This window comes from Amycolatopsis sp. NPDC051903 (genome assembly GCF_044452505.1).
GTDB lineage: Bacteria > Actinomycetota > Actinomycetes > Mycobacteriales > Pseudonocardiaceae > Amycolatopsis.
The window spans coordinates 104,822-127,762 of sequence record NZ_JBITBT010000023.1 but is presented as its reverse complement, the minus strand read 5'-3'; the positions used below and the strand labels follow the sequence as shown (position 1 = coordinate 127,762).

At 72.1% G+C, this 22,941-nt stretch carries 20 protein-coding genes; 14 read left to right on the top strand and 6 right to left on the bottom strand.

Annotated features, from left to right (window positions below; translation table 11 throughout):
• Positions 1–759: 759 nt before the first annotated feature.
• Positions 760–2,526, bottom strand: a complete 1,767-nt coding sequence (locus ACIA77_RS34850) for a DEAD/DEAH box helicase (RefSeq protein WP_395890304.1) — start codon at positions 2,524–2,526, stop codon at positions 760–762.
• A gap of 292 nt (positions 2,527–2,818) precedes the next feature.
• Between ACIA77_RS34850 and ACIA77_RS34845 the strand changes: the two genes are divergently transcribed.
• Positions 2,819–3,472, top strand: a complete 654-nt coding sequence (locus ACIA77_RS34845; RefSeq protein WP_395890303.1) for a ferritin-like fold-containing protein — start codon at positions 2,819–2,821, stop codon at positions 3,470–3,472.
• Positions 3,473–3,569: 97 nt separating this feature from the next.
• A complete protein-coding gene (locus ACIA77_RS34840; RefSeq protein ID WP_395890302.1) occupies positions 3,570–3,800 on the top strand; it encodes a DUF3107 domain-containing protein in 231 nt (76 codons plus the stop codon).
• Positions 3,801–3,887: 87 nt separating this feature from the next.
• On the opposite strand, the gene ACIA77_RS34835 is transcribed toward ACIA77_RS34840, so the two are convergent.
• Together ACIA77_RS34835 and ACIA77_RS34830 are read right to left on the bottom strand one after the other, a co-directional pair.
• Positions 3,888–4,214: a DUF4873 domain-containing protein gene (locus tag ACIA77_RS34835; protein ID WP_395890301.1), complete on the bottom strand. Its 327-nt coding sequence runs from the start codon at positions 4,212–4,214 to the stop codon at positions 3,888–3,890.
• Between the two features lie 40 nt (positions 4,215–4,254).
• Positions 4,255–5,031 carry a TetR/AcrR family transcriptional regulator gene (locus ACIA77_RS34830; protein ID WP_395890300.1) on the bottom strand — a complete coding sequence of 259 codons (777 nt, stop codon included), beginning with the start codon at positions 5,029–5,031 and terminating at the stop codon, positions 4,255–4,257.
• A 76-nt stretch (positions 5,032–5,107) separates the two neighbouring features.
• Here ACIA77_RS34830 and ACIA77_RS34825 point away from each other — a divergent pair, with 76 nt between their 5' ends.
• Together ACIA77_RS34825 and ACIA77_RS34820 are read left to right on the top strand one after the other, a co-directional pair.
• The gene (locus ACIA77_RS34825) at positions 5,108–6,016 is read left to right on the top strand and encodes a diiron oxygenase (protein ID WP_395890299.1); all 909 of its coding nucleotides are present in this window, start codon (positions 5,108–5,110) and stop codon (positions 6,014–6,016) included.
• Entirely contained in the window at positions 6,013–6,921 is a 909-nt protein-coding gene (locus ACIA77_RS34820; protein WP_395890298.1) for an alpha/beta fold hydrolase, read from the top strand. Before ACIA77_RS34825 ends, ACIA77_RS34820 begins: the two co-directional genes overlap by 4 nt.
• On the opposite strand, the gene ACIA77_RS34815 is transcribed toward ACIA77_RS34820, so the two are convergent.
• Both ACIA77_RS34815 and ACIA77_RS34810 read right to left on the bottom strand, forming a co-directional pair.
• On the bottom strand, positions 6,918–7,604 hold the full coding sequence (locus ACIA77_RS34815; protein WP_395890297.1) for an alpha/beta fold hydrolase: 687 nt from the start codon (positions 7,602–7,604) through the stop codon (positions 6,918–6,920). The genes ACIA77_RS34820 and ACIA77_RS34815 overlap by 4 nt on opposite strands.
• Position 7,605: 1 nt before the next feature.
• Positions 7,606–8,232 carry a TetR/AcrR family transcriptional regulator gene (locus ACIA77_RS34810; protein ID WP_204091360.1) on the bottom strand — a complete coding sequence of 209 codons (627 nt, stop codon included), beginning with the start codon at positions 8,230–8,232 and terminating at the stop codon, positions 7,606–7,608.
• A 108-nt stretch (positions 8,233–8,340) separates the two neighbouring features.
• Here ACIA77_RS34810 and ACIA77_RS34805 point away from each other — a divergent pair, with 108 nt between their 5' ends.
• The 10 genes from ACIA77_RS34805 (at position 8,341) to ACIA77_RS34760 (ending at position 21,767) form a co-directional block, all read left to right on the top strand.
• Positions 8,341–9,342 (top strand): alpha/beta fold hydrolase, encoded by a 1,002-nt coding sequence (locus ACIA77_RS34805; protein ID WP_395890296.1) that lies wholly within the window; start codon positions 8,341–8,343, stop codon positions 9,340–9,342.
• Between the two features lie 80 nt (positions 9,343–9,422).
• The gene (locus tag ACIA77_RS34800) at positions 9,423–10,634 is read left to right on the top strand and encodes a DUF3152 domain-containing protein (RefSeq protein WP_395890295.1); all 1,212 of its coding nucleotides are present in this window, start codon (positions 9,423–9,425) and stop codon (positions 10,632–10,634) included.
• A gap of 130 nt (positions 10,635–10,764) precedes the next feature.
• Positions 10,765–11,946: an adenylyltransferase/sulfurtransferase MoeZ gene (gene moeZ, locus ACIA77_RS34795; RefSeq protein ID WP_395890294.1), complete on the top strand. Its 1,182-nt coding sequence runs from the start codon at positions 10,765–10,767 to the stop codon at positions 11,944–11,946.
• Between the two features lie 141 nt (positions 11,947–12,087).
• Positions 12,088–12,885 carry a TIGR02569 family protein gene (locus ACIA77_RS34790; RefSeq protein WP_395890293.1) on the top strand — a complete coding sequence of 266 codons (798 nt, stop codon included), beginning with the start codon at positions 12,088–12,090 and terminating at the stop codon, positions 12,883–12,885.
• A gap of 166 nt (positions 12,886–13,051) precedes the next feature.
• Positions 13,052–15,058, top strand: coding sequence for a molybdopterin oxidoreductase family protein (locus ACIA77_RS34785; protein ID WP_395890335.1), 2,007 nt, complete (start codon positions 13,052–13,054; stop codon positions 15,056–15,058).
• Positions 15,055–16,470 carry an FAD-dependent oxidoreductase gene (locus ACIA77_RS34780; protein ID WP_395890292.1) on the top strand — a complete coding sequence of 472 codons (1,416 nt, stop codon included), beginning with the start codon at positions 15,055–15,057 and terminating at the stop codon, positions 16,468–16,470. The genes ACIA77_RS34785 and ACIA77_RS34780 overlap by 4 nt, the downstream gene beginning before the upstream one ends.
• A complete protein-coding gene (locus ACIA77_RS34775; protein ID WP_395890291.1) occupies positions 16,467–17,828 on the top strand; it encodes a nitrate/nitrite transporter in 1,362 nt (453 codons plus the stop codon). Before ACIA77_RS34780 ends, ACIA77_RS34775 begins: the two co-directional genes overlap by 4 nt.
• Positions 17,828–20,332 carry a nitrite reductase large subunit NirB gene (nirB, locus tag ACIA77_RS34770; RefSeq protein ID WP_395890290.1) on the top strand — a complete coding sequence of 835 codons (2,505 nt, stop codon included), beginning with the start codon at positions 17,828–17,830 and terminating at the stop codon, positions 20,330–20,332. The genes ACIA77_RS34775 and nirB overlap by 1 nt, the downstream gene beginning before the upstream one ends.
• Entirely contained in the window at positions 20,329–20,667 is a 339-nt protein-coding gene (nirD, locus tag ACIA77_RS34765) for a nitrite reductase small subunit NirD (RefSeq protein WP_395890289.1), read from the top strand. Before nirB ends, nirD begins: the two co-directional genes overlap by 4 nt.
• Positions 20,664–21,767 carry a uroporphyrinogen-III synthase gene (locus ACIA77_RS34760; protein WP_395890288.1) on the top strand — a complete coding sequence of 368 codons (1,104 nt, stop codon included), beginning with the start codon at positions 20,664–20,666 and terminating at the stop codon, positions 21,765–21,767. The genes nirD and ACIA77_RS34760 overlap by 4 nt, the downstream gene beginning before the upstream one ends.
• On the opposite strand, the gene ACIA77_RS34755 is transcribed toward ACIA77_RS34760, so the two are convergent.
• Complete coding sequence (locus ACIA77_RS34755; protein WP_395890287.1) at positions 21,733–22,932, bottom strand: FAD-dependent monooxygenase; 1,200 nt, start codon at positions 22,930–22,932, stop codon at positions 21,733–21,735. The two genes, ACIA77_RS34760 and ACIA77_RS34755, sit on opposite strands and share 35 nt — an antisense overlap.
• Positions 22,933–22,941: the final 9 nt, after the last annotated feature.

Below are 22,941 nucleotides of genomic sequence, written 5' to 3'. Positions count from 1 at the left end.
GCCAGCCGAGTGCTCAGCGCCGGTCGGGTGCTCGGCGTCACGCGAGGTCTCGGCCCAACGCGAGCCCACACCGCCGACCGAACCAGCACCAGTCGAGTCGCCTGGCGCGTCCCCGGCACCTGTTGGGTGCCTAGCGACGCGCGAGGTTTCGGCCCAGCGCGGGGCAGCGCCGCCGGCTGAACTTTCAGACTGAGTCGAGTGCTCAGCGCCGGACGCGGAGCCGCTCGTGCGCTCAGCCTCGCGCGAGGTTTCGGCCCAGCGCGGGGCAGCGCCGCCGGCTGAACTTTCTGACTGAGTCGAGTGCTCAGCGCCGGACGCGGCGCCGCTCGGGTGCTCAGCCTCGCGCGAGGTTTCGGCCCAGCGCGGGGCAGCGCCGCCGGCTGGACTTTCTGACTGAGTCGAGTGCTCAGCGCCGGACGCGGCGCCGCTCGGGTGCTCAGCCTCGCGCGAGGTTTCGGCCCAGCGCGGAGCAGCGCCGCCGGCTCGACTTTCGGCGCCGGTCGAGGGCTCCGCGGAAAAGCTCCCGGCGACGGACGGTTCGTCGTCGCCGGGAGAGCCCGGTTCGGCTGGACCACGGGCCGAGGCCGCGCGCGAGCCGCCGCCCGAGGAACCCGTGGTGGGGTCCTCGGCGTCGAGCGGCCGCGACGTGACTCCGAGCTCCTCGGCCCGGTTGTCCGATTCGGACGGTGTGTCACGCCGTGCGCTGTCCTCGTGGTCGCTCACGTACCTGACTCCCGCCCGTCGGCTCCGCTGGTCCGCTCAGTCTGCCGACGCAGGTGTATCAGACGTCGCGGAGGGGCGGCGACGACGGCGCCGGCGTGCGGGGCGCTCGCCCGTTTCACCGGATTCCCCCGGTGCGGACGCGGTCGCCGACGCCGCGCCGGCGGGGCCGGTCGACTCGCCACCGGCGCCGGAACGGGTGCGGCGGCGCGAGCGCGACCGCGGCTGCTCCTCGCCCGCCGGGGCGGACTCGGACGGGGACGAGGTGGCGGCAGCGGCGTCGGCCGCCTCGATCGCGGCGGCCGAGCGCGCACCACCGCGGGTGCGCTTGCGCGGGGTCCGCGAACGCTTGCGCGGCGCGTCTTCCTGCGCGGAGCCGCGACGGCCCCGGCGCTTGCCGCCCAGGTCCTCTTCCTCCTCGGCGGCCAGCCCGGCGCGCGTGCGCTTCGCGAGCGGCAGCCGGCCGGTGGTGCCCTCCGCGATGCCGAGGTCGCTGAACAGGTGCGGCGACGACGAGTACGTCTCCACCGGCTCCGGCTTGTCCAGACCCAGCGTGTCGGAGATCAGCTTCCAGCGCGGCTCCTCGTCCCAGTCGACGAGCGTGACCGCGACCCCGGTGCGGCCGGCGCGGCCGGTGCGGCCGATGCGGTGGACGTAGGTCTTCTCGTCCTCGGGGCACTGGTAGTTGATGACGTGCGTGACGTCGTCGATGTCGATGCCGCGGGCCGCGACGTCGGTGGCCACCAGCACATCGACCTTGCCCGAGCGGAACGCGCGCAGCGCCTGCTCGCGGGCGCCCTGGCCCAGGTCACCGTGCACGGCGGCGGCCGCGAAGCCGCGCTCCACCAGGTCGTCGGCCACCTTCTGCGCGGTGCGCTTGGTGCGGCTGAAGATCATCGTGAGCCCACGGCCCTCGGCCTGCAGGATGCGGGCGATGACCTCGGGCTTGTCCATCGAGTGCGCGCGGTAGACGAACTGCGTGGTGCGCTCGTGGACGGCGCCGGCGTCGTTCTCCTCGGCGCGGATGTGCGTGGGCTGGCGCAGGAACGTGCGGGCCAGCGTGATGATCGGGCCCGGCATCGTCGCGGAGAACAGCATGGTCTGGCGCTCGTCGGGCACCATCCGCAGGATGCGCTCGATGTCGGGCAGGAAGCCCAGGTCGAGCATCTCGTCGGCCTCGTCGAGCACGAGCCCGCGGACCTTGCCCAGCACGAGGTGCTGCTGCTCGGCCAGGTCGAGCAGGCGGCCCGGGGTGCCGATGACGACGTCGACGCCCTTGCGCAGCGCCTCGATCTGCGGCTCGTACGGGCGCCCGCCGTAGATGGCGAGCGTGCGGATGCCGAGGTGCTTGCCGGCGCCCTTCAGGTCGTTGGCGACCTGGATGCACAGCTCGCGCGTCGGCACGACGACCAGCACCTGCGGGGTGCCGTCGCCGGGGACCTGCAGCCGGTGCAGGAGCGGGACGCCGAAGCCCAGCGTCTTGCCCATGCCGGTGCGGGCCTGGCCGATCAGGTCGTCGCCCGCCATGGCCAGGGGCAGCGTGAGCGCCTGGATGGCGAACGTCCGCTCGATGCCGGCCTCGGCCAGCGCCTTCACGATCTCCGGCTTGACGCCGAACGATTCGAAGGTCGGTGACTCCTCGGTCACCGGTGCGCCCGCCTGGAGCGGGTGCGAGGTGTCGAGCGCAGCCGGGCCGGTTTCGCTGTGCTCCAGCGCGACTGCGGCGGTGGTTTCTTCGGTTGTGGACTGTTCTGCGGTCAGGGTGATCGCCTCTCTCGTGACCAGCGCGCACAGGCCGGTTGTCACTCGACACTCGACCGGGGGATCTGGCGGGCACCGTGGATTTCACTCGGCGCCGCAGCCGCCCTCCCGGGAATGCCGCTGGAGGCGTGCACGCACAATTTCGGCGAACCCCGGCAGCCCTGGTGGCACCGGTCGCCCGCCTGGTTCCCGCAGCCAGACGGCGTGCGGAAGCTTTATCGATCTCTCCCGCAGTGTACCTGGTCAGGAGTTTTTCAACACTACCGGGCACGACGGCGTGGCGTGGGATCGGTCTCTTCACGGCGTCGACCACGGGTTCGGCGATACCCTCGTCGCCGTGACCGACCCGAAAGAGATCACCGAAGGCGTCGTCGACCTGCTCGGCGTGATCGCCTACCTCGAGCTCTCGGCCTTCGACCGGATGGCCGAGGACGCCCGCAGCGCGCCGACGCTGGCCGGCCGCGCCGCGCTCGCGTCGATGGCCGCGGCCGAGATCGGTCACTTCGACCTGCTGTCGGCCCACCTGGCCGCCCACGGCGTGGCGATCGACGACGCGATGAGTCCCTTCGTCGCCCAGGTCGACGCCTGGCACGCCTCCACCCGGCCCAAGTCGTGGCTGGAATCCCTGGTCAAGGCGTACGTCGGCGACGGGCTGGCCGCGGACCTGTACCGCGAGATCGCGAGCTGGCTCGACCCCGAGACCAAGGACCTGGTGCTCACCGTCCTCGCCGACACGGGGCATTCCGCGTTCGCCGAACGCGAAGTCGCCGCGGGCATCAAGGCCGACCCGAAGACGCGCGACAAGCTCGCCCTGTGGGGCCGCCGGCTGCTCGGCGAAGCACTGACGCAGGCCCAGTACGTGGTCGCGGAACGCGATGGCCTGGCCGAACTCATCGTCGCGGGGTCCGGTGACCTGTCGGGAATCGGTGCTCTGTTCCGGCGGTTGCAGCAGGGGCACACGAAGCGCATGCAGGCGCTCGGGCTCGGCTGAGGTGCCGGTTCACCACGCGGTGGCGCGACACCGCAGCGCGGAGCTTCGGTTAGCCTTGCCGGGCGTAGTCACAACGAATTTCCAGCGGAGGTCCCACGTGGAGGTCAAGATCGGCATCAAGGACACGCCGCGCGAGCTGGTGGTGTCCAGCGGCCAGACCGCCGACGAGGTGGAGAAACTGGTCAGCGAGGCCCTCAACGCCGGTGACGGGCTCTTCCGCCTCAGCGACGACAAGGGCCGCAAGTACATCGTCCCGGCCGACCGGATCGCGTACGTCGAAATCGCGCCGTCGGACGTGCGCAAGGTGGGCTTCGGCGTCGGCGCCTGACGCTTGCTCGCTCGAAAAGAGCCGCTCCGGGGATTCCCGGGGCGGCTCTTTCGCGTTCCGGCCACCCGATCGGGCCGCCCGCAGGACTCAGGCCGTCGCCGCTTCGACCTCTTCCAGGGTCTTCGGCACGGAGAACGGCGGGGTCGACGTCCCCGTGATCCGGTAGCGGCCCCACGGGTCCGGATCGGACAGTTCACCGGCGGCCGTCAGCGCGCCCACCCGGATCGTGCAGGGTTTCTTGCGCCCGCCGACCGCCGAAGCCAGCTCCGGGGACACCGCGACGCGGCCGCACCAGTGGTAGTAGCCGTCGATGGGCTGGAAGTAGCCGCGCAGGTCGACCTCCACCGCCAGCTGCGCGTCGTCGACGACGATCGTCGCGGGGCCCGCGTAGCCGTCTTCGTCGTGCTCGCTCATCAGAGGTCCTCCCTGGTCGAAACGGTGGGTACGGCGAAGCTCAGCCCGCGTCGGACTCGGCCGCTTTGCTGCGGCCGAGCTGCACGACCTTGTTCTCCTCCAGCGGCAGGTTCGGGTCGATGACCACGCCGTGCTGGCGCGTCAGCCCGTCGATGGCCGCCCAGATGATCTGCGTGAGGTACTCGACCACGGAGTCGCGGCTCATGGAGCGGCGGTCGAGCCACCACTCGCCGGTGCTCTGGACCATGCCGACGATCCCGTGCGCCCACGGTTCCGCCGCACCCGAATCCATGGAGAACATCCGCATGTAGTCGCCGAGCAGGGCGGTCAGCGCGGTGGCGATGACCTCCTTGTCCTCCGCGACGACGTCGGAGTCCGCCACCGTCTTCTCGTGCCGGCCCCCGCGCGCGAGCAGCCGGTACAGGTTCGGGTGCTCCTCGATCACCGAGAAGAACGCGTTGAGCGCCATCCGGATCCGCGGCACCGGCGCGAGCTCCGCGTTGATCGCCGGGATCAGCCGCTCGAACAGGATCTCCGTGCCGCGCTGGCCCAGCGCCACGTACAGGTCGGCCTTGTCCTCGAAGTGCCGGTACAGCACGGGTTTCGTGACGCCGGCCTCCGCCGCGACGTCCTCCATGCCCAGGTCCGGCCCGTGCGTGTCGAGCGCCCGCAGCGCGGCCTCCACGAACTCCGCGCGCCGCGCGATGCGGTGCTTGCGCCACCGGTCCCGCCGGGCGTCACCCGTCGCGGCCTCCGCCGAGGCCTGCTTGCCGGACTGCTTGCTGGAGCGCTTGACACGTTCGATCACGGCGGTCATGCTACCAGAGGTAACTGTTACCTCAAGTAACAGCTAAGGGTTGCAGCGGAAGACGAAGTGCGGGAAGGGGCGAGCGATGACGCGGACGCTCAAGGAGACCGACCGGGAGAAGACCGCCGACCGGCTGCTCAAGTCCTCGGCGAACAAGTTCTACGACCCCGACGTCGACATCGACTGGGACGCGCCGCTCGTCGAAGGCAAGACCTACATCCTCCCCGAGCGCTCGTCGCTCTACGGCACGAAGCTGTGGGACGAGCTCACGCCCGAGCAGCGCATCGAACTCGGCAAGCACGAGGTCGCGAGCGTCGCCACGACCGGCCTGTGGTTCGAGATCCTCCTGATGCAGATGCTGCTCAAGGAGGTCTACGACGAGGACCCGACGAGCTCCCACGCGCAGTACGCGCTCACGGAGATCGCCGACGAATGCCGTCACTCCACGATGTTCGCGCGCATGGCCGCGCGCATCGGCTGCCCCGCCTACGGTCCGGTGCCGGCGCTGCGCCAGACCGCGAAGCTCATGCCCGCCATCTCCTACGGCCCCGCGCGCTACGGCGCGATCCTGGTGGCCGAGGAGGTGCTGGACCGCTTGCAGCGCGAGCAGATGGTGAACGAGAACGTGCAGCCGCTGGTGCGCATGGTCAACCGCATCCACGTGCTCGAGGAAGCGCGCCACGTGACCTTCGCGCGCGAAGAGGTGACGCGCGGGATGGCCAAGCTGGGCAAGCACGAGATCGCCTACCAGCAGTTCATCATCGCGCTGATCTCGTACTTCGTGACGCGCGCGTTCATCAACCCCAACGTGTACAAGGCCGTCGGCATCCGCCCGCGCGACGGCGTCGAAGCGGCGCTGAACAACCCGCACTGGCGCGCGACGATCGCGTGGGCCGGGGAGAAGATCATGCCGTTCCTGCAGGAATCCGGTCTGGTCGGGCTGCCGGGGCGGTACTTCTGGAAGAAGTCCTTCCTGCTGCCGGAGGGCAAGTGACCACGCTCGAACGGCTCCAGAACCCCTCGCGGGAGCACCGGTTCGTCGCCGGCGACGGCGCGGCCCTGCACGTGGAAGCACAAGGTCCCGCCGAAGCACCGGTGACGCTCGTGCTGGTGCACGGCTGGACGCAGGACCACCGCACGTGGGACGGCGTGCTCGAGCACCTCGGACCCGGCCCGCGCGTCGTGCGCTACGACCTGCGCGGCCACGGGGGATCGTCGCCGGCTCGCCGGGGGACGGCGACGATCCCGCGCCTCGCGGACGACCTCGCCGAGCTCATCGCGGACCGCGTCCCCACGGGACCCGTTGTCCTGGCGGGACATTCGATGGGCGGCATGACGATCATGGCGCTCGCCGAACGGCATCCGCAGCTGGTGGAGGACCGCGTGCGGGGCGTCGCGTTCGTGGCCACGTCTTCGGGGCAGATGGACCGGATCACGCTGGGCCTGCCCGGGCTCGCCGGCTCGATGTCCGCGCGGTTCGAGCGGAAGCTGGCGAAGGCGCTGGCCCACCGCAAGGGCGAACGGCTGCCGCTGAACCCGGCGGTGGTGCGGTCCGGCGCGCGGTTGCTGGTGTTCGGCGACAAACCGCGGCCGGCCGACGTCCGCAGCGTCGCCGAACAGGTGCTGTGCGCGCACCCGGCCTCGGTCGGCGAGTTCCAGGACGCGATCTCGGTGCACGACTGCCGCGTCGCGTTGCGGGCCTTGCGCACCGTGCCGGGTGTGGTGCTGGCGGGGGAGAAGGACCGGCTCTGCCCGTTACCGCACGCGAAGGTGATCGCCGACGAGCTGCCCGACGCCGAGTTCGTCCGCTATCCCGGCGCCGGCCACATGCTGCCGCAGGAACGCGCGGGTGAGGTCGCCGCGCGGATCGGCGCGCTGCTGCGGGTGGCCGTCCGCTAGGAAAGCCGCTGCGGGACCAGGGATTCCAGCGCCGCGACGGTTGCCGGCACGTCCTCCCACACGGGCGTGTGCCCGGTGTCCACTGTGGTCAGTTCCGCCGTCGGCAGGTGGTCGGCGAGGTACCGCGCGTCCGCCGGTGACCGCGCGCGGTCGTGGACGCCGTGCAGCACCCGCACCGGACAGCGGATCGCCGCGAGCTCCGGCGTGAGGTCGAGGTCGCGCTGGCTCGTCAGCACCTCCAGCGCGGCGGCTTGCGGCACGCGCGCGGCGTAGGCGAGGAGCTCGGCGCGGAACGCGTCCGGCACCGGCGAGGCGAACGAGCGGTCCAGCACCGCCGCGTGCAGGTCCGGACCCCACGCCGTCTCGATGGTCGTGAGGATCCGGTCGACGTCGCCGTGCCCGCGCATGTGCGCGCCGGTGTTCGCCAGCAGCAGCCCGGCCACGAGCTCGGGCCGCGTCGCCGCGAGGTGCGCCGCGATGCAGCCACCCGTCGAGTGCCCGGCCAGCAGCACCGGCCGGTCGATGCGGGACGCGATCCGCGCGGCCACGTCCTCGACGCGCCACGGCCCGGGCGCCGTCATCCAGTCGACCGCGTGCACGACCCCCCGCCACGCGTGCGCGAGCGGCGCGAAGACCGCCGGGCTGCAGAGCGTGCCGGGCACGGCCACGACGACCGGCGCCACCTCAGCCCTCTTTGAGCGGGAAACCGCCACCGATGCCGCGCCAGGCCAGGTTGGCCGTGAGCGCCACGGCTTCGTCGCGGCTGATCGACTGGCTGTGCTGGAGCCAGTACCGCGCGGAGACCTGCGACATGCCGACGAGGCCGACGGCCAGCAGGCGCGCCTTGTCCTCGTCGAGACCCGCGTCGGAGGTGATGGTTTCCGTGATGGCCTCGACACTCGCCGAAGTCGCGCGGTCCACCGCCTCCTGCACGGCCGGCTCACCGCGCAGGTCGCTTTCGAAGACCATGCGGAACGCACCGGCGTCGTTGTTCACGAAGTCGAAGAAAGCGCCGACGGTGGCCGGCACGCGCTGGCGGTTGTCCGTCGTCGAGTCGAGCGCGCCCTTGACGCGGCCCACCAGGTCGTCGACGTGGCTCTCCAGCAACGCGATGTACAGGTCGAGCTTGCCGGGGAAGTGCTGGTACAGCACGGGCTTGCTCACGCCCGCCTCTTCGGCGATCTCGTCCATGGCCGCGGCGTGGTAGCCGTTTTCGGCGAAGACGCGTTGCGCGGCGGCAAGCAGTTGAGCCCGGCGTTCGGTCCGGGGCAGCCGGACGCCTCGTTGCTGCAGTCGCGCCATTTCCGTCATTCTTCCTCCCGTCCACGGCTTCGCCGGGCGGTCGCACCACCGCGTGAAGCGGGTTTGAGATTACTCGCCGGTACGCCGGAACCGCCAAGTGTCGGGCATCCTGAGGTGGTGACCACATCCACGACGCGCCCGGCCGCCGCGACGGCGGTGCGCCCGGCGGTGACCCACGTGCCGCTGTCCACGCGGCCGTTGCCGGTGCTCGAGCCGGTGCTGCCGCCCTGGCCCGGCGCGGTCGAGGAAGTCGGCGGTGTTTCGCTGAACGTCCGCCGCACCCCTGGTCCCGACGGTACCGTCGCCGTCTACGTCCACGGGCTCGGCGGGTCGGCGAGCAACTGGACGGACCTCGCGGCGCTGCTGTCGCCGACCGCGAGCGGGCGGTCGATCGACTTGCCCGGCTTCGGGTTCTCCGAGCCCGGCGCCGGGTTCGACTTCAGCCTGGACGCCCACGCGCAGGTGGTGGCGAAGTACCTCGAGGGCCTCGAAGCGGGCCCGGTGCACCTGCTCGGCAACTCGATGGGTGGCGCGATCGCGCTGCTCGTGGCCCACACGCGGCCCGAGCTGGTGCGCACGCTCACCCTGATCTCGCCGGCGATGCCCGACCGCCGCCCGGACCCGCGGCGGCTGTCGGACCCGATGATGGCGTTCGCGTACCTGCCGGTGGTCGGCCCGCGCGTGCGGCGCCGGCTGGCGGCGATGACGGCCCGCGAACGCGCGGCGCAGGTCATCGAGCTGTGCTTCCACGACCCGCGGAGGTTCCCGGAGCAGCGCCTCGACGAGCTGGAGCAGGAGCACGGCGCCCGCGCCGCGCTGGCCTGGGCGGCGCCGGCGATGGCGCGCAGCACGTTCGGCATCTTCCGGCGGTGGTCGGCGGTCGGCGACGCGTCGCTGTGGTCCGTCGCGGCGCGGGTGAACATCCCCACACTCGTCGTCTGGGGCTTGCACGACCGGGTGATCTCCGTGCGGCGCGCGCCGCGCACCGCCCGGCTGCTGCGACACGCCCGGCTGCTCGTCCTTCCCCGAACCGGGCACGTGGCTCAGATGGAACGCCCGAACGTCGTAGCGCGGGCGGTTCTCGGGTTGTGGGAGTCCGCGGAGAAGGGCGTCTGGTAGTCCGAACGAGTGACAGATCAGCTTTCGGTCATCAGCCAGTCGCCGAGAGCAGCACGCTCCGGGTGTGGCACCCTGAGGCGGTGGACCGGCCGAAGGACGCGCGAGGAGAGAACCGGCGGGCCTCGTACGCCGGATCCGCCAGGCGTTCGACGTCGGGCTCGTCGCGCAGCACGAGGACATCATCGAACTCGCAGAACCCATCCCTGACGGACACGGGCTCGCCGCGCGTCGGCCAGTTCCGGCCGTCGAAGCCGCCCGCGCAGCGCTTGGGCGACGACCGCTACCGCCCCGGCTCGCGCCGCACGAGCGCGGAGCCGCTGAAGGCGTCGTGGCAGCCGAAGGGCGAGGACGAGCCCGGCAAGGCGGCGCGCCGGCCCGCGCCCAGGAAGAAGCGCGGCGTCGGCGGATTCGTGAAGACGTACGGCTGGCGCGTGTACGCGCTGCCGATCCTGGTCGTCATCACCGCGCTGGTCGTGGTGAACACCGCGACCAGCCCGGCCGAACCCGGTTCGTCGGCGAGCACGAGCGGCGGCGAATCGGCGGTGGGTGACGCGGCGGCGGGCGCGATCGACGGCGGCCAGGCCATCCCGGAGAACCCGGCCAAGCCGGTGGACGTGAACGTGCCGACGGCCGAACTTCCCGCGGGCGGCACCTTCACCGAGGCCGGCAAGGGCACGTGGCACGTCGTGCCCGGCTCGGGCCCGGTCGTCGGCAAGAGCGGCAAGCTCTACACCTACACCGTCGAGGTCGAGGACGGCATCGACCCGTCGAGCTACGCCGGCGACGACAGCTTCGCGACGGCCGTGCAGGGCATCCTGTCCGACCCGCGCAGCTGGACGTGGAACGGTGACATCCGGCTGCAGCGCGTCGACTCGAGCTACCCGGACCCGAGCTTCCGCGTGAGCCTGACCTCACCGAACACCACGCACCGCGCCGACGCGTGCGGCTTCCAGATCAAGTTCGAGGCCTCCTGCTACCGCCGCAGCATGGGCCGCGTGCTCATCAACCTCGCCCGCTGGGTCCGCGGCGCGAAGGTCTACGGCGCCGACATGACCGGTTACCGCCAGTACGCCATCAACCACGAGGTGGGCCACGCGCTGGGCAACATCCACGTCGGCTGCCCCGGCAACGGCCAGCCGGCGCCTGTGATGATGCAGCAGTCCTTCGGCGTCGCCGACGACTACGTGGCGATGCTCAACAACATCCCCGGCGGCGACAAGGGCAAGGTCGCCTCGGACCACCACACGTGCGTCCCGAACGCCTGGCCGAACCCCACCCCACAGGGTCACTAGCACCTCATTGGCACCGGGCCGCACAAAGCAACCCCCGTCCCACGATCCGGACACCGGGAAGCCCACCTTGCCAGCGCGCGTTGTGGATACTGGGATTGACTACGCGATCCGCGCGAGTATGGAGGACCCGATGTCAGACACGGCACTGCCGCCGCTCGTTGAGCCGGCTGCCGAGCTCACGAAGGAAGAGGTGGCGCGCTACAGCAGGCACCTCATCATCCCGGACGTCGGGGTGATCGGGCAGAAGCGGCTGAAGAACGCCAAGGTACTGGTGATCGGTGCCGGCGGCCTCGGCAGCCCGGCGCTGCTGTACCTCGCCGCAGCGGGTGTGGGCACGCTCGGGATCATCGATTTCGACGTGGTCGACGAGTCGAACCTGCAGCGCCAGGTCATCCACGGCGTCTCGGACGTCGGGAAGCTCAAGGCCGCTTCGGCCCAGGAGTCGATCGCCGAGATCAACCCGTTCGTCAAGGTGCACCTGCACGTCGAGCGGCTCGAGTCGTCGAACGCGCTGGAGATCTTCCGCCAGTACGACCTGATCCTCGACGGCACCGACAACTTCGCCACGCGCTACCTGGTGAACGACGCCGCCGTGCTGCTGGGCAAGCCGTACGTGTGGGGTTCGATCTTCCGGTTCGAAGGCCAGGTCAGCGTCTTCTGGGAGGACGCGCCCAACGGCAAGGGCCTCAACTACCGCGACCTCTACCCCGAGCCGCCGCCTCCCGGCATGGTCCCCTCCTGCGCCGAGGGTGGCGTGCTGGGCGTGCTGTGCGCGTCCATCGGCTCGATCATGGTGACCGAGGCGATCAAGCTCATCACCGGCATCGGTGAGCCGCTGCTCGGCCGGCTCATCAGCTACGACGCGCTGGAGATGAAGTACCGCGAGGTCAAGATCCGCAAGGACCCGGAGACCCCGAAGATCACCGAGCTGATCGACTACGACGCGTTCTGCGGTGTCGTGTCCGACGAGGCCCAGGAGGCCGCGTCCGGCAGCACGATCACGCCCGCGGAGCTCAAGGCCAAGTTCGACAACGGCGACAACTTCGCCCTGATCGACGTCCGTGAGCCCCACGAGTACGAGATCGTGAACATCAAGGGCGCGACGCTGATCCCGAAGGACCGGATCCTCTCGGGCGAGGCGCTCGCCGAGCTGCCGCAGGACAAGCCGATCGTGCTGCACTGCAAGTCGGGTGCGCGTTCGGCGGAGGCGCTGGCCGCGCTGCACGCGGCCGGGTTCAAGGACGCGACGCACCTCGGCGGCGGTGTCCTGGCCTGGGCCCGGCAGATCGACCCGAGCCTGCCGACGTACTGACAGTTCCCGCGCGTGAGGGCCTCCTCGGTTTCGAGGGGGCCCTCACGGCGTTTCGGCCGGTCGTGTCCGGAATCAGAAAACCGTGCGTGACCAGCGCGTCTTCTCGTTCGTGGCGCGCCGGGGCGGGTACCTTGGCACCTTGTGCGGTCCACTCTCGAACGGCCCCCGGAGCGGGTGTGCTCGGCCTTCGGCGGCGACGCCGGCGCGGTTTCGCCGTTGCCGGATTCGTCGGCGTGGCTCTGCGGCGACCTCGTGCTGAAGCCGGTGAAGGACCGTTCCCGCACGCTGTGGACCGCTCGCGCGCTCGACCACGTCGAGGAGCCGGGGCTGCGGGTCGCCAAGCCGGTGCGGGCGAGCGACGGCCGCTGGATCGTCGGTGACTGGTCCGCGTGGCGCTACGTCGCGGGCACGCCCGAGCACCGGGCCGACGGTGCGCTGCTCGCCGCCGTGAAGCTCCACCGCGCCACGGCCGACCTGCCGCGCCCGGATTTCCTGTCCGCCCGCGACGACGTCGACGCGATCGCCGACCGCATCGCGTGGGAGGAACTCGACCGCCCGCTCGACGAAGCCAAGGGCGGCCGCTGGTTCGAGGTGCTGGCCCCCGCGCGCCGGCCGGTCAAGCTGCCGTTGCAGGTCGCGCACGGCGAACTCCTCGCGGGCGTGCTCTTCGACGGCGACGCCGCCCCCGGCATCGTCGACTTCGTGCCGTACTACCGCCCGGGCGAATACGGCGCCGCCGTGGCCGCCGTCGACGCCCTCGCCTGGGGCGGCGCGACGGGTGACCTGCTCGACCGGTGGGCGCACCTGCCGGAGTGGCCGCAGCTGCTGCTGCGCGCGGTGCTGTTCCGCTTGGCGGGCAACGCGTTGAACCCGCGCTCGACCGGCGCGGCCCTGGACGGGCTGCGCGCCGCGGCGCGTGAGGTGAGCGCGATCCTCTAGACCTCACCGCTCGGTGGTGCGAAGCGGCGAGTGATGTCAACTGCCTGAAACATTCCAGCGTTTCCAGGTAACACGGCGTGCTTAGCGTCGGGGCCAACGCCGACCCCGAGGAGCGCCCGTGCCGCACGCCGACACGCACTGCCCCTACTGCGCGCTGCAGTGCGGGATGCGCCTGGAGGGCACGCGCGTCACCCCGCGCGACTTCCCGGTCAACGCCGGGGGTCTGTGCCAGAAGGGCTGGACGTCCGGTGAGCTCCTGCGCGGTGGCGACCGGCTGACGACGCCGCTGGTCCGGCGCGGCGGCGAACTCACCCCGGCGAGCTGGGGCGAGGCGCTGGACGTCGTCGCGGCGAAGCTGCGTGACCTCCGGAACCAGCACGGTCCCGACTCCGTCGCGGTGTTCGGCGGCGGCGGGCTCACCAACGAAAAGGCTTACCTGCTGGGGAAGTTCGCCCGCGTCGCACTCGGGACTTCGCAGATCGACTACAACGGCCGCTTCTGCATGTCGTCGGCCGCCGCGGCGGGGCTGAAGGCGTTCGGCGCGGACCGCGGGCTGCCGTTCCCCGTAACGGACCTCGCCGGCGCCGACGTCGTGCTGCTCGCCGGGGCGAACCCGGCGGAGACGATGCCGCCGTTCGTGCAGCACGTGCGCGGCGCCGAGCTGATCGTCGTCGACCCGCGCCGGACGCCGACGGCCGAGCTGGCCGGCCTGCACCTCGCACCGGCGCCGGGCACGGATCTGGCGCTGGCGCTGGGGATCCTGCACGCCGTGGTCGCCGAGGGCCACCTCGAAAAGTCCTATGTGGACCATCGGACGGCCGGCTTCGACGAAGCGTGGCGCATCGCCGCCGCGTGGTGGCCGGAGCGGGCCGAGCGCGTGACCGGCGTCTCGGCCGCCGACCAGCGGCGCGCGGCCGAGCTGCTCGGCAAGGCGCGCAACGCCTACGTCCTCACCGCTCGCGGAACCGAGCAGCACGCGACCGGCACGGCGACCGTCGGCGGCTGGATCAACCTGGCGCTCGCGCTCGGGTTGCCCGGCCGGCCCGGCTCGGGGTTCGGCTGCCTCACCGGCCAGGGCAACGGCCAAGGCGGGCGAGAACACGGCCAGAAGGCCGACCAGCTCCCCGGCTACCGGAAGATCGACGACCCGGCCGCCCGCGCGCACGTCGCCGGAGTCTGGGGCGTGGCCCCGGAAGCCCTGCCGGGGCCGGGCCGGTCGGCGACCGAGCTGCTCGACGCGCTGGGCCGTGAAGACGGCCCGAAGGCGCTGCTCGTCTTCGGCAGCAACGTCGTGGTGTCGGCGCCGCGGTCGGCCGCGGTCCAAGATCGACTGTCCGCGTTGGACTTCCTCGTCGTCGCCGACTTCGTGCTGTCCGAGACCGCCGAGCGCGCCGACGTCGTGCTCCCGGTCACGCAGTGGGCGGAGGAAGACGGCACGCTCACCAACCTCGAGGGCCGGATCCTCCTGCGCCGCAAGGCCGTCGACGCGCCGGCCGGTGTGCGGTCCGACCTCGGCGTGCTCCGCGACCTGGCGACTCGCCTCGGCCAGCCGGCCGAGCGGTTCCCGGCTGACGCGGGCGAAGTCTTCGAAGAACTGCGGAAAGCCTCGAAGGGCGGCACCGCCGACTACTCCGGCATCACCTACGACCGGCTCCGCTCGGGCGAAGCCCTGCACTGGCCCGTCCCCGCCGAGGACCACCCCGGCACCCCGCGGCTGTTCCTCGACCGCTTCGCCCACCCCGATGGCCGCGCGTGTTTCGCCGCGGTCGACCACACCGGGCCCGCCGAACTGCCCGACGCCGAATTCCCCTTGCAGGCCACCACCGGCCGCGTGCTGCAGCACTACCAGTCCGGCGCCCAGACCCGCCGGATCGCCGAGCTCGTGGACGTCGTCCCGGAGGTGTTCGTGGAGGTCCACCCCGAAACCGCCGCGCGCGCCGGCCTCGCAGACGGTGCCCGCGCCGTCGTGCGGTCACGCCGCGGCGAGACGGTCGCCCGCGTCCGGTGCGTCGGTTCGCTCAAGCCCGACCTGGTGTTCCTGCCGTTCCACTTCCCCGGCGAAGGCCGGGCGAACCTGCTGACGAACCCCGCGCTCGACCCGGTCAGCCGCATGCCCGAGTTCAAGGTGTGCGCGGTCGCGCTGTCCCAGGTGGACGAAGAGGTGGACGCGTGAGCGCCCGGCACGTCGTCGTCGCCGGGTACGGCATGGCTGGCGCGCGGCTGGCCGACGAGATCCGGCGCCGGGACCCGGACGCCGAGCGGGTGCGGCTCACGATCGTCGGCGCCGAGCCGCACCCCGCGTACAACCGGGTGCTGCTCTCGTCGGTGCTCGCGGGCGGGCTGACCGCGGCCACCGTGCGGCTGCACGACGAGGACTGGGCCGCCCGCACCGACGTCGACCTGCGGCTGGGCGAGTCCGTGGTCGCCATCGACCGGGAGCACCGGACCGTAGAGACCACCGGCGGTGTGCTCGGCTACGACGCCCTGGTGCTCGCCACCGGCGCCGAACCGTGGCTCCCGCCGGTCGAAGGACTCGAACCCGGCCCGGGTGTGCTGACCTTCCGCACCCTCGACGACTGCACCCGCATCCTCGACGCCGCGCAGCCCGGCGCACCCGTTGCCGTGCTCGGCGGCGGGTTGCTCGGCCTCGAAGCCGCGCGCGGGCTCGCCGGGCGCGGTGCGAACGTCACCGTCGTCCACCCGCACGGGCACGTGATGGAACGCCAGCTCGACGCCGGCGCCGGCCGGGTGCTCGCGCGGCGGCTCGCCGAGCTGGGCGTGAGCTTCCGCTTCGACGCCACGGCCGCGCGCCACCTCCCCGGCGACGGCCTGAAACTCGACGACGGCAGCTTCGTCCCCGCCGACCTGGTCGTGGTGGCCGCGGGCGTCCGCCCGGAAACGGCGCTCGCCGAGGCGGCGGGCCTGGCCGTGGACCGCGGCGTGCTCGTGGACGACCTGCTGCGCACCAGCGACGGCCGCATCCACGCCCTGGGTGACTGCGCGCGCCACGACCACGCGCCGGCCGGGCTGGTGCAGCCCGCGTGGGAACAGGCCGCGGTGCTCGCCGACCTGCTCACCGGCGTCGACACAGCCGCGCGCTACCGCGGCACGCGGGTCGTCACGCGGCTCAAGGCGCGGGGCGTCGACCTCACGGCCCTCGGGGAAACCCACGACGGCGCCGACGCCGACGTCCTGACGATCGACGACCCGTCCGGCGGCCGCTACGGCAAGCTCGTCGTGCGCGACAACCGCGTGACGGGCGCGATCCTGCTCGGCCTGCCCGACGCGGCCGCGACCGTCACGCAGTTCCACGACCGCGGGATCCCGCTGCCCGAAGACCGGCTCGCCGTGCTGCTCGGCCGTGCGCTGCCCACGGGCACGCCGCCCGCCGCGAGCCCCGCCGACCTGCCCGCGTCGGCCCTGATCTGCCGCTGCAACGCCGTGACCAAGGGCCGGCTCGTCGAGGCGTGGCGCGGCGGCGCCACGGACGTCGCCGCACTGGCGCGCGCCACCCGCGCCACCACGGGGTGCGGCGGCTGCCACGACACCGTTTCCGCCGTCGCCGGCTGGCTGGCGGCTCAATGACCCCGATCGAGGAGGACACCGTGAAGGCCAGCTGGATCGAGCACTGGGAACCCGAGGACGAGACCTTCTGGGAGTCGACCGGGAAGCGGATCGCCCGGCGCAACCTGTGGTTCTCCGTGTTCGCCGAGCACATCGGGTTCTCGATCTGGACACTGTGGTCGGTCGTCGTGCTGTTCATGGGGCCGGCCTACGGGTTCTCGGCCGCCGACAAGTTCCTGCTCGTGTCCACCCCGACGCTCGTGGGCGCGGTCATGCGGCTGCCCTACACGTTCGCCGTGGCGAAGTTCGGCGGGCGCAACTGGACGATCTTCAGCGCGGCGTTGCTGCTGGTGCCGACGGTGCTGACGGCGATCGTGCTGCACCCCGGCACGTCGCTGGGCACGTTCGTGCTGATGGCCGCGCTCGGCGGGGTCGGCGGCGGGAACTTCGCGTCGTCGATGACGAACATCAACACCTTCTACCCGGAGCGGTACAAGGGCTGGGCGCTCGGCCTCAACGCCGGCGGCGGCAACCTCGGTGTCGCCGTGATCCAGCTGGTCGGCCTGCTCGTGATCGGCACGGTCGGGGCGACGGCGCCGCGGGTCGTGCTGTTCATCTACTTGCCGTTGATCGTGATCGCCGCCTTGTGCGCCGCGCTGTTCATGGACAACCTCGCCACCGTTCGCGGTGATACGAAGGCGATGCGCGAGGTCGTCCGATATGGACACACGTGGGTCATGTCGCTGTTGTACGTCGGGACGTTCGGTTCGTTCATCGGGTACAGCTTCGCGTTCGGGCTGGTGCTGCAGAACCAGTTCGGCCGCACGCCGCTGCAGGCCGCGGCAGTGACGTTCCTCGGGCCGCTGCTGGGCTCGCTCGCGCGGCCACTCGGCGGGCGGCTGTCCGACCGGCTCGGCGGCGGCCGTGTCACGTTCGCGACGTTCGGCGGGATGGCGCTGGCCACGGTCGTGCTGATCCTGGCGTCGTCGGCGAAGTCGCTGGTGCTGTTCACCGTCGCGTTCATCGTGCTGTTCGTGCTGACGGGCGTCGGCAACGGCTCGACGTACAAGATGATCCCGGCGATCTTCCAGGTGAAGGCGCACGCGGCCATCGACGCGGGTGGCGACGAAGCCGTGGAGCTGCGCAAGGCGCGGCGCCTGTCGGGCGCGCTGATCGGGCTCGCCGGCGCGATCGGGGCTCTGGGCGGGCTGTTCATCAACCTCGCGTTCCGGCAGTCGTTCGCCGCCGCGCACAGCGGGGTGCCGGCGTTCGTCGGGTTCCTGCTGTTCTACGCGGTGTGCGTGGGCGTGACGTGGGCGGTGTACCTGCGCAAACCCGCGCTGCAGGCGCAGGTCGCGCTGGCCGGGGGACAGGTCTGATGCGCACGGTGGTGGTGGCCGGGCACGGCATGGTCGCGCACCGGCTCGTGGAGGCGTTGCGCGCGGCCGATGCGGCCGGCGAATGGCGGGTCGTGGTGCTCGCGGAGGAGAGCCGGCCGGCGTACGACCGAGTGGCGCTGACGTCCTACGTGGACACTTGGGATCCGGCCGCGCTGGCGCTGCCCGGCGCGGACTACGCGGACGACCCGCTGGTCGAACTGCGGCTCGGCGACGCCGTGGTGACGGTGGACCGGACCGCCCGGCAGGTGATGACGGCGTCCGGGCACGTGCAACCGTACGACGCGCTGGTGCTGGCCACGGGATCGCGGCCGTTCGTGCCGCCGGTGCCGGGCCGGGACCTGCCGGGCGTGTTCGTGTACCGGACGATCGAGGACCTCGACGCGATCCGCGCGGCCGCCGCGAAGCCGGGCCGGGGCCGCCGGTCCGCCGTGGTCATCGGCGGTGGCTTGCTCGGCCTGGAAGCCGCGAAGGCGTTGCGGGACCTGGGTTTGTCGCCGCACGTCGTCGAGATGGCGCCACGGCTCATGCCGCTGCAGGTCGACGAGGGCGGCGGCGCGCTGCTGCGCCGGCTGATCACGCAGCTCGACGTGACCGTCCACACGGGAACGTCCACGGACGCCATCGAGGCCGACGGCTCGCGGCTGCTGGCGAAGCTGGGCAACGGCACGGAACTCGACGTCGACCTCGTCGTGTTCTCCGCCGGTGTCCGCCCGCGCGACGACCTGGCCCGGCAGAGCGGGCTGGCCGTGGGCGAGCGCGGCGGGGTGCTGGTCGACGCGAACTGCCGCACGGACGACCCGGCCGTGTTCGCGATCGGCGAGTGCGCGGCCGTGGCGGGCCGCGTCTACGGCATCGTCGCGCCGGGTTACGCGATGGCGGAGGTCGTCGCGGCGCAGCTGACCGGGGGAGAGGCGACGTTCCCCGAACCGGACACGGCCACGAAGCTCAAGCTGATGGGTGTCGACGTCGCCAGTTTCGGCGACGCGCACGCCGCCGCGGAGGGCGCGCTCGAGGTCGCGGTGAACGACGCCGTCGCCGGCACGTACAAGAAGCTCGTGGTCACCGACGACGGCCGCACGCTGCTCGGCGGGGTGCTCGTCGGCGACGCGGCGGAGTACAACACGCTGCGCGCGCTGGTCGGCCGTCCGCTGCCCGCCGACCCCGGTGCGTTGCTGGCGCCCGCCGGCGGTGGCGCGGCCGTCGGGGTCGACGCGTTGCCCGACGAAGCGCAGATCTGTTCGTGCAACGGCGTGTCCAAGGGCGCGCTGACGAGGGCGATCCACGAGGACGGCTGCGATTCCGTCGGCAAGCTCAAGGCGTGCACGCGCGCCGGCACGTCGTGCGGTTCGTGCGTGCCGATGCTGGCGAAACTGCTGAACGCGTGCGGCGTCGAGCAGTCGAAGGCGCTGTGCGAGCACTTCCCGCAGTCGCGCGCGGAGCTGTTCGAGATCATCCGGGCCACGCGCATCACCACGTTCAGCGAACTGGTCAGCCGCCACGGCACCGGAGCCGGGTGCGCGGTGTGCAAACCCGCCGTCGCGTCGATCCTGGCGACGCTCGGCAACGGCCACATCCTCGGCGGCGAGCAGGCGACGCTGCAGGACACCAACGACAAGTTCCTCGCGAACATGCAGCGCAACGGCAGCTACTCCGTCGTCCCGCGCATCCCCGGCGGCGAGATCACGCCCGAGAAGCTCATGGTGATCGCGCAGGTCGCGCAGGACTTCGGGCTGTACACCAAGATCACCGGTGGCCAGCGGATCGACCTGCTGGGGGCCACTGTGGACCAGCTACCGGAGATCTGGCGACGGCTCGTCGACGCGGGGTTCGAGTCCGGCCACGCGTACGGCAAGGCGCTGCGCACGGTGAAATCGTGCGTGGGCTCGACGTGGTGCCGCTACGGCGTGCAGGACAGCGTCGGTCTCGCGATCGAGCTGGAACTGCGCTACCGCGGGCTGCGCTCGCCCCACAAGATCAAAGCGGGGGTGTCCGGCTGCGCGCGCGAATGCGCCGAAGCGCGCGGCAAGGACTTCGGGGTGATCGCGACGGAAAAGGGCTGGAACCTCTACCTCGGCGGCAACGGCGGGGCCACGCCGCGCCACGCCGAGCTGTTCCTGTCCGATGTGGACACGGAGACCCTGATCCGCACGATCGACCGGTTCCTCATGTTCTACGTCCGCACGGCCGACCGGCTGCAGCGCACCGCACCGTGGCTCGAGGAGCTCGACGGCGGGCTCGAGCACCTGCGCGCGGTGATCGTCGACGACAGCCTCGGCATCTGCGAAGACCTCGACGCGGCGATGGCCAAGCACGTGGCGGACTACGCCGACGAATGGCGTGGGGTGCTGGAAGACCCGGAGAAGCTCGCGCGGTTCAGCTCGTTCGTCAACGCGCCGGGCACGCCGGACCCGTCGATCTCGTTCCGCCCGGAACGGGAGCAGAAGGTGCCCGTGATGCTGGGCGTGCCGGAGGTGAAGCGATGACCACGTCGATCGAACGGACCTGGACCGCGGTGTGCCCGGCGGCTCACGTGGGTGATCACTCCGGTGTCGCGGCCCTCGTGGAGGGGGAGCAGGTGGCGGTGTTCCGGGTGGGGTCCTCTTGGTTCGCGCTGTCCAACTGGGACCCGTGCAGCGGCGCGGCGGTGCTGTCGCGCGGCATCGTCGGGGACGCCGGGGGAGCGGCGGTGGTCGCGTCGCCCGTGTACAAGGACCGGTTCTCCCTCCACACCGGACAGTGCCTGGACGCGGAGGGGATTTCGGTGCCGGTGTACCCGGTGCGGGTGCGGGAAGGGGTCGTCGAGGTGGGCTCCCCGTGACGGACGTGCTCCCCCTGGCCGGGTTCGTGGCCGGGATCACCGCGGCGCGCCGGGCTGACGAGCTCGGCGCGCTTCTGGTGCGCAAGGGGGCCTCCGTGCGCTACGGCCCGGCCATCCGGATCGTTCCGCTCGCCGACGACACCGAACTGCACGCCGCCACGCGGCGGCTGCTGGAGTCCCGGGTGGACTTCGTCGTGGCCACCACCGGCATCGGCTTCCGGGGCTGGGTCGAGGCCGCCGAGGGCTGGGACCTCGGCGACGCGCTGCTGGACCGGCTGGCGCGGGCCCGGCTGGTGGCGCGCGGCCCGAAGGCGACCGGCGCGTTGCGGGCCGCCGGACTGTCGGAGGACTACTCGCCGCCGTCGGAGAGCAACGCCGGAGTGCTGCAGCACCTGCTGGAGTCCGGTGTGGACGGACGCACCGTCGCCGTCCAGCTCCACGGCGAGCCGTTGCCGTACTTCGCCGACGCCCTGCGCGCGGCGGGCGCGTCGGTGATCGAAATCCCCGTCTACCGCTGGGTCGGCCCGGCGGATCCGGGCCCGCTCGACCGGCTGCTGGACGCGGTGCTCGACGGCACCGTCGACGCGTTGCCGTTCACGTCCGCGCCGGCCGCCGCGTCGACGATCGCCATGGCCCGCCGCACCGGCCGGCTGCCGGCGCTCGTCGAAGCGTTGACGTCACGTGTGGTCGTCGCCTGCGTCGGCCCCATCACCGCCGGGCCGCTGGCCGCTCTGGGCATCCCGACCGTCCAACCGCGACGGTCGCGCCTCGGCGCGCTCGCCCGCACCGTCTCCGACGCCCTGCTGGCCCGGGCTCCGCGGCTCTCGGTCGCCGGCCACGACTTGGAACTCCGCGGCCAGGCCGTGGTCCTCGACGGTTCTTGGCACGACATCGCTCCCGCCCCCATGGCTTTGCTGCGCGTGCTCGCCCACACGCCCGGCCGCGTGGTCTCCCGGCGCGAGCTCACCACCGCGCTGCCGTCGGGCGGTGAGGAGCACGCCGTGGAAACCGCGATCGGGCGCCTGCGCACCGCGCTCGGTGGCCCGGCCGTGATCCAGACCGTGGTCAAGCGCGGCTACCGCTTGGCAGTCGATCGGTGAAGTCGGGCAGCTCCAGCGCGGAGTACTCCGGCCGGTCGGTAGCGGTGGGCAGGGTGCTGCGCCGCGACAGCTCGGCGTTGCGCGCGGCCAGCGCTTCGGCGGTGTTGGGGAACATGCTCGCGTTGCCTTCGGAGACCAGCGCCTGGTTCAGCTCGACGAACGGGCGCGCGGTCTGCTCGTAGGCCTCGAACGCCGCGGTGTGGTCGGCCCGCGTGGCCAGTTCGCCCGCGAGCACGTAGGCCCCGACGAGCGCGATGCTCGAACCCTGCCCGGTCAGGAACGACGGCGCGTACGCGGCATCGCCGATGAGCGCGACCCGGCCCGATGACCACCGCAGCAGGTGGATCTGGCTGACGACGTCGAAGAACAGGTCGTCGGCGGCGCGCATCGCGTCGACCAGCCGCGGGATCTCCCAGCCGTCGCCGGCGAAGACCGAGGCCACGAGCTCGCGCTGCGCGGCCGGGTCGCGGAAGGCGTCGAACGGCGGCTCGGGGCGCGCGAAGCTCAAGAAGCCGTGCACGTGGTCGCTGTCCCCGACGGCGTACAGCGCCGCGCCGCGGCCCGGCGTGCTCCACAGCACGCCTTCGCGGGACAGGCCGAAGTCGTTGCGCACGGTGAAGCCCGCGAAGCAGTACCCGAGGTAGCGGTGGAACTGTTCCTCCGGGCCGAACGTCAGGGCGCGGACGCCCGAGTGCAGGCCATCGGCGCCGATGACGAGGTCGAACGTGCGGCGCCGGCCGCTGCGGAAGGTCACGTCGACGCTCTCGGGCCGATCGTCGAGGGCGGTGACGGTGTCGTCGAAGAGGTACTCCACGCCGTCGCGGGTGGCCGAGTGCAGCAGCTTCGCGAGGTCGCCCCGGCGCACCTCCAGGTCCCGGCCGTCCACGCCACCGGCGATGGCCTCGGGCCGCAGGGCGGCGACGACGCTGCCGTCCGGGTTGAGGAAGGAAATGCGGCGGGTGTCGACGTGGGCCTCGCGCAGCTGCGGCAGCAGGCTCATGCGCTCGACCACGCCGAGCGCGGTGCCGCGGATGTCGATGGGGTAGCCGCCGCCGCGCAGCGCGCTCGCCTTTTCGACGACGGTGACCTCGAACCCGTAGCGGTCGAGCCAGTACGCCAGTGCCGGTCCGGCGATGCTGGCGCCGGAGATCAAAACGGTGGTCATGGTGTCCTC

Coding starts and splice junctions, on each gene's coding strand:
- ACIA77_RS34825 (WP_395890299.1), top strand. CDS start 5,108: ATGACGCGGACGCTCAAGGAGACCGACCGGGAGAAGACCGCCGACCGG.
- nirD (WP_395890289.1), top strand. CDS start 20,329: ATGACCACGTCGATCGAACGGACCTGGACCGCGGTGTGCCCGGCGGCT.
- moeZ (WP_395890294.1), top strand. CDS start 10,765: ATGTCAGACACGGCACTGCCGCCGCTCGTTGAGCCGGCTGCCGAGCTC.
- ACIA77_RS34810 (WP_204091360.1), bottom strand. CDS start 8,232: ATGACGGAAATGGCGCGACTGCAGCAACGAGGCGTCCGGCTGCCCCGG.
- nirB (WP_395890290.1), top strand. CDS start 17,828: ATGCGCACGGTGGTGGTGGCCGGGCACGGCATGGTCGCGCACCGGCTC.
- ACIA77_RS34775 (WP_395890291.1), top strand. CDS start 16,467: ATGACCCCGATCGAGGAGGACACCGTGAAGGCCAGCTGGATCGAGCAC.
- ACIA77_RS34785 (WP_395890335.1), top strand. CDS start 13,052: ATGCGCCTGGAGGGCACGCGCGTCACCCCGCGCGACTTCCCGGTCAAC.
- ACIA77_RS34830 (WP_395890300.1), bottom strand. CDS start 5,031: ATGACCGCCGTGATCGAACGTGTCAAGCGCTCCAGCAAGCAGTCCGGC.
- ACIA77_RS34755 (WP_395890287.1), bottom strand. CDS start 22,932: ATGACCACCGTTTTGATCTCCGGCGCCAGCATCGCCGGACCGGCACTG.
- ACIA77_RS34835 (WP_395890301.1), bottom strand. CDS start 4,214: ATGAGCGAGCACGACGAAGACGGCTACGCGGGCCCCGCGACGATCGTC.